3 protein-coding genes are annotated in these 6,194 nt (G+C 72.5%); all 3 read right to left on the minus strand.

Annotation, left to right across the window (positions count from 1 at the left end; translation table 11 throughout):
- Window positions 1-53 precede the first annotated feature (53 nt).
- The 3 genes from AOK18_RS05450 to AOK18_RS05460 all read right to left on the minus strand — a co-directional run bounded on the left by AOK18_RS05450 (window position 54) and on the right by AOK18_RS05460 (window position 5,839).
- Window positions 54-1,985, minus strand: coding sequence for a GMC oxidoreductase (locus tag AOK18_RS05450; protein ID WP_079104858.1), 1,932 nt, complete (start codon window positions 1,983-1,985; stop codon window positions 54-56).
- Window positions 1,986-2,097: 112 nt separating this feature from the next.
- Window positions 2,098-3,711 carry a succinic semialdehyde dehydrogenase gene (locus AOK18_RS05455; protein WP_055693566.1) on the minus strand — a complete coding sequence of 538 codons (1,614 nt, stop codon included), beginning with the start codon at window positions 3,709-3,711 and terminating at the stop codon, window positions 2,098-2,100.
- A gap of 286 nt (window positions 3,712-3,997) precedes the next feature.
- A complete protein-coding gene (locus AOK18_RS05460; protein WP_079104859.1) occupies window positions 3,998-5,839 on the minus strand; it encodes a serine/threonine-protein kinase in 1,842 nt (613 codons plus the stop codon).
- Window positions 5,840-6,194 lie beyond the last annotated feature (355 nt).

Consider the following 6,194-nt stretch of genomic DNA (forward strand, 5'->3'; position numbering starts at 1 on the left):
GCAGGTCCCTCCCCCTTGCCCCTTCCTCCTCTCCCCGCCTGCTTCTTCCCCGTCTACTTCTTTTCCGCCTGCTCCTTCTCGGCCTGCTTCTTCTCGGCCTGCTTCTTCGGCGGCATCGCCGGCATGCCCAGGAACGGCAGCTTCAGGGCGCCGAAGGCGTCCGCCGGGACCGCCGGGTACTTCGGCCCGACCGGCCGGAGCCGCTCGTACGCCGCGCCCTGCTCCGGCCGCCGGTCGGGCTCGCCCTTGTTGGGCCAGTACGACATCGCCCGTTCGGCCTGCGCCGTGATCGTCAGGGACGGGTTCACCCCCAGGTTCGCGGAGACCGCCGATCCGTCCACGACCGAGATGCCGGGGTGGCCGTAGAGCCGGTGGTACGGGTCGATCACCCCGGTCTCCGGGGTGGCGCCGATGGTGCAGCCGCCCAGGAAGTGGGCCGTCGGCGGCATGCCCGTCAGCTCGCCGATGTTGGAGCCGGCGAACCCGCCGATCTCGGCGGCCAGGGCGGACGCGCCCTCCCCGGCCGCCTTGATCTGCTTGGGGTTGGGACTGCCGTGGCCCTGACGGGCGGTGAGCAGTCCGCGGCCCGGACCGGACGGCTTCAGGTACGTCGTCAGGGAGTTGTCCAGCGACTGCATCACCAGGGCGATGATGGTCCGCTCCGACCAGCGCCGCTTGGAGAGCGAACGCATCATCAGCCAGGGGTGTTTCGCCGCGTGCCCCAGCCAGCCCAGGACCCTCGCCGCGCCCGACTCGGTTCCGGCGTACGGGATCTGGAGGATCGAGAGGATGCCCATCGCGTTGGAGCCGCGGCCGTAGCGGACCGGCTCGATGTGGGTGTGCTCGTCGGGGTGGATCGACGAGGTGATGGCCACACCGCGGGTGAAGTCGACCCGGGGCGCCCCGGTCGCCCTGCGGTAGTGGCGGTCGTCGGTCTGCGCGCCGACGAGGGCCTCGGAGTTGGTGCGGGTCAGTTCGCCCAGTCTGTCCGAGAGGTGCGGCAGCCGCCCGTCGGCCTTCATGCGGTGCAGCAGCGTCTGGGTGCCGTACGTGCCGGCGGCCAGCACGACCCGGCGGGCCCGGAAGGTCCGGCCGTTGCCCTTGCGGCGCTTGTCGGTGGGCAGCGTGGCGACGGCGAATCCGCCCTGCGCGTCCTCCGTCACCGACACGGCCGTCGTCATGGGGTGGACGACCGCACCGGCCTTCTCGGCGAGGTACAGGTAGTTCTCGTTGAGGGTGTTCTTCGCGCCGTGCCGGCAGCCCGTCATGCACTCGCCGCACTCCGCGCACGCCCTGCGCGACGGCCCCGCCCCGCCGAAGTACGGGTCGGACACCTCCTGTCCCGGCTTCGCCCTCGCCTTCCCGTCGGCGTCCTCGCCGTCGCCGAAGAAGACGCCGACCGGGGTCATGTGGAAGGTGTCGCCCACGCCCATCCGCTCGGCCGCCGCCTTCAGGTGCACGTCGGTCGTGGTCGTCGTCGGGTTGAGCCGTACGCCGAGCATGCGCTGCGCCTGGTCGTAGTACGGCTTCAGCTCCTCCTGCCAGTCGGTGATGTCGCGCCACTGCGGGTCGTCGAAGAAGGGCTTGGGCGGTACGTAGAGGGTGTTGGCGTAGTTGAGGGAGCCGCCGCCGACGCCCGCGCCGGCCAGGACCATGACGTTGCCGAGCAGGTGGATCCGCTGGAGGCCGTACATGCCGAGCCGGGGGGCCCACAGGTAGTTCTTCAGGTCCCAGGAGGTCTTCGGGAGGGTCGCGCGGGTGAAGCGGCGGCCCGCTTCCAGGACGCCGACGCGGTACCCCTTCTCGGTCAGGCGCAGGGCCGTGACCGAACCGCCGAAGCCCGAACCGACGACGAGGACGTCGTAGTCGTACCCGGAGTCGGCGTCGGTGCCGGACGTGGTGGCGGGCGCCGTGCCGGGCGCGGTGGCGGGCGCGGTGGGGTGACCGTCGTCGTCCGGTGCCCGGACGGAGTTCTCCTGTGACACGTGCTCTCCTCGTCGAAAGCTGCGGTGCGGGACTGTCGGCTGGGCGGTCGGGGCGGCCCGGGCAGTCCGAGCCGTCGGGGCGGCCCGGGCGGTCGGTGCTGCCGCGCGTCGGTCAGCGGAGGCGGAACGCCTTCATCAGGCGCAGGCTCCGGCTGATGAGCGCCGCGTACTGCTCGTCGTCCATGCCGAGGGCGGGCCCCATGGGCAGCAACCGCTGGTGGGCGACGGTCTGGGCCTCGGTGTACTTGAGGATGCCCTCGGAGCCGTGCCGGCGGCCGAGGCCGGAGTCCTTCATGCCGCCCATCGGCGACTGGACGCTGCCGTAGGCGGGTGCGTACCCCTCGTTGATGTTGACCGTGCCGGTGCGCAGCCGGGCGGCCACCGCGTGGCCGCGCCGGGCGTCCTTCGTCCAGACCGAGGAGTTCAGGCCGTACGGGGTGGCGTTGGCGCGTTCGACGGCCTCCTCGTCGGATCCGAAGCGGTAGACGGAGACGACCGGGCCGAAGGTCTCCTCCGTGCAGACGCTCATGGACTCCTCGACGCCGTCGAGGATGGTCGGCTCGTAGAAGTACGGGCCGATGTCCGGGCGCGCCGTGCCGCCCGTGATCACCTCGGCACCCTTGGCGACGGCGTCGTCCACGTGCCGGGTGACCGCCTCCAGCTGGCGTTCGCCGACCAGGGAGCCCATGTCGGCGCCGTAGGCCAGGGAGGTGCCGAGGCGGATCGCCCGGGTCCGGGCGGCGAAGCGCTCCAGGAAGGCGTCGGCGACCGCCTCGTGGACGTACAGCCGCTCGATGGAGATGCAGAGCTGGCCCGCGGAGGAGAAGCAGGCCCGGACGGCGCCCGCGGCCGCCTTGTCCAGGTCGGCGTCCTCCAGGACCAGCATGGCGTTCTTCCCTCCCAGTTCGAGGGAGACGCCGACGAGCCGGGAGGCGGCGAGCCGGGCGACCTCGCGGCCGGTGCGGGTGGAGCCCGTGAAGGAGACGTAGTCGGCGCGTTCGACGACCTCCGGCCCGACGACCGGCCCCTCCCCGAGGACGACCTGGAAGAGGCCGGCGGGCAGTCCGGCCTCGATCAGCAGGTCACGGGCCCACAGGGCGGTGAGGCAGGTCTCCGTGTCGGGCTTCATCACGACCGCGTTGCCCGCCACGAACGCCGGGAGCGCGTCGCCGACCGAGAGTTCCAGCGGGTAGTTCCAGGGGGCGATCTGGCCGACGACGCCGCGCGGGTGACGCCGCTCGGTGACCTTCGTGAGGGCCGGTATGGCGCCCGCGTGCCGCTTGGGCCGGAGGTACGCGGCCGCCCGGCGGCCGTAGTGGCGGGCCGCGACGGCGACGCCCTGGACCTCCTCGTGGGCGTGCAGGCGGGCCTTGCCGGTCTCCAGCTGGATCAGGTCGAGCACCTCGGCCTGCCGTTCCAGGACCAGGTCGTGGAAGCGGAGCAGCACGGCGGCCCGCTGACGCACCGGAGTCCGCTCCCACACGGCCTGGGCGGCCCGGGCCGCCTCGAAGGCCCGCTGCACGTCCTCGGGGGTCGACTCGGGCAGGTCGGCCAGCTTCTCACCGGTGAACGGCGTGTGGTTGGCGGTCCGTCCCGACCCGACGACGCCCTTGGTGAGCTGGGCCACCAGTTCGGGCGTGACCACGTCGGCCGCGGTCCGGGCCCCCGCCGGGGAGGGGGCGAGGGGATTGGTACCGGTCGTGTGCCGGGTCTGCGCGTCCGTCATGAGCCGCAGGGTATGCCCGCGCGAACACTTTGTGTACCCGTCGGTAACGGATTCACGGACCGCTCGCCCACCGCGCCAGTGAACGCTGGCGACAAACCCGCTGATCAGGGCGTTGACGGCCGGACCGCCCCGATCTCGAGCCGGTCGCGGAGGTTCCCGGACACCACCGCCCCTCCCTCTCCCCGGGCGTGCCCCCGGGCCCGCCGGCCGGGAGTTCGTCCGTGCGGCGGGGGCCGGCGGGGGTCACCGGCCGCCCGGCCCGGACGTGCGGCCCGTCCCGTCCGGCTCAGGACGTGCCGAGGTCCACGTTGGCGATCACGGTCTCCGCCACTTCGCGTCCGCGCTCCGTGAAGTCGCCCTTGCCCGGATAGCTGACGGTGAGCTTGTACATGTCCCCGCCGGGTGTCATGTAGTAGAAGATCCGCATTTCCCGGGGAAGGGGGTTCTGGCTGTCGTCCGTCTTGTAGACGACGGTGTTCTCCGCGGCCTTCCCCCCCTTGTACGTGAGGTCCGGTTTCGGCCACGTCGCCGGGTTCTCCGGCATGTCGAGGACGTAACTGCCGTTCGCCTTGAAGTTCTTGTTGTCGTCGTACATCTCGGCGTCGGCGGAGGACTCGATGGCGTCGCCCGTGTCCTCGGCCTTCCGGTCCAGTTCCAGACCGACCCATATGCTGCCGCTGTGGTCCGTGTACCTGACCCAGTGCTCATCGGTGCCGCCCAAGGACTTCTCCGGATCGGGAACGGTGCGCCGGTAGTCCTTCGGCACCGACACGGACGCCGCGACGTCCTTCTCCCTGTGGGTCTTCCAGTCGTCCGGCAGCGGTCCCGCGAACGGATCCGCGATCACCAGGTACACGGCCACCGCTCCGGCGACGACCGCCGCACCGAGACCGCCCAGCGTCCTGTAGCCGACCAGGACGCCCTTGCCCCCGGTCCCCCTGCCGGAACCGGCATCGGCGTCGTCGCCGGGACCCGGGGTGTGGACGGTTCCGGCGGGCGGGGGCGCGGGCGGGTTCGCGACGGGCTCCAGCAGCGCGCGCACCCGGGCGGCGTCCGGGCGATGCGCCGGGTCCTTCTGCAGCAGTCCCGTGATGACCTCGGCGAGCGGGCCCTGCGCGGCGGCGGGCGGTGCGGGCACGGCGTTGAGGACGGACTGGAGTGTCGCGGGCGTGTTGCTGCGCCGGAACGGGGAGACGCCCTCCGTGGCCGCGTACAGCACGACCCCGAGGGACCACAGGTCGGAGGCGGGGCCCGGACGCCGGCCCAGCACCCGCTCGGGCGCGATGTACTCGGGCGAGCCCACGAAACCGCCGGTGTCCGTCAGGTTGGTCTCGCCCTCGATCTGGGCGATGCCGAAGTCGGTGAGGACGACCCGGTCGTGCCGGCCGAGGAGGATGTTGTCCGGTTTCACGTCCCGGTGCAGGATGCCGGCCGCGTGCGCGGCCTCCAGCGCGCCGAGCACCTCCAGACCGATCGTGGCCGCCTCGCGCGCGGACAGGGTGCCCTCCTCCTGCAGCACGGCGCCCAGGGAACGGCCCTGGACCAGCTCCATCACGATCCACGGCCGCCCGTCCACGACCGCGACGTCGTGGACGTTGACCACCGCGGGGTGATCGAGCCGGGCGGCCGCACGGGCCTCGCGGCGCATCCGCTCGAAGGCGTTGGCGCGTTCGCGTTCGGGAAGGTGGTCCGGGACGCGGGGCTCCTTGACGGCGACCTCGCGGTCCACCGTCTCGTCCGCCGCCCGCCACACCGTGCCCATACCGCCGTGCCCGAGCTTGGAGAGCAGCCGGTAACGGCCGGCGATGAGCCGGCCGGCGCCCGGATCGTCCTGCGGCGATCGAGGTCGGCTCGGCTCAGGGCGGGACGGCTGGGCCGGTGCCGGCGGAGTCGCCGACGGCCGGACCGGCGCCTGCTGGTGGGGGTTCGCCTGCCGATGCGGTTGCGGTTGTGCCTGCTGGTGCGGTTGTGCCTGCTGCTGGGGCTGCTGCGGGACCACCTGCGTGGGCGCCGCGTACGGGTTGCCCGGATGCGGCACGGACGCGGGCGGGTTCGGGTTCGGCGGTTGCAGACCGAAACTCGTTGGTTCGTCGGCCGCGCCGTGGCGGGCTCCCCCGTGGCTGCTCATGCTCCATCCATATCGCGCCGGCCCCCGGCGGAGCCACAGCGGGTGCCCTCCGGTCACAGACCCGTGACTCCGTCCGCGGCTTATCCACCTTTTATGCGCCTACACGCCGGACGAAGCCGTGCCGGACATCACAGGACCCGAAAGCGGCACCACGACGGAGGAAGCCGGAGAAAGCAGGGAGAACGGAGAAGCCGCGGAAGCCGCGGATGCGGGAGAAACGGGCGGCCCCGCCGTGCGGGACGGACCGGCCGTGCGGGAGGGACCGGCCGTGAAGGACGGACCGGCCGTGAACGACGGACCCGCCGTGCGGGACGGACCGGCCGTGAAGGACGGACCGGCCGGACCGCCCGTCCGG

It is taken from the genome of Streptomyces prasinopilosus, assembly GCF_001419695.1.
Taxonomy (GTDB): domain Bacteria; phylum Actinomycetota; class Actinomycetes; order Streptomycetales; family Streptomycetaceae; genus Streptomyces; species Streptomyces prasinopilosus.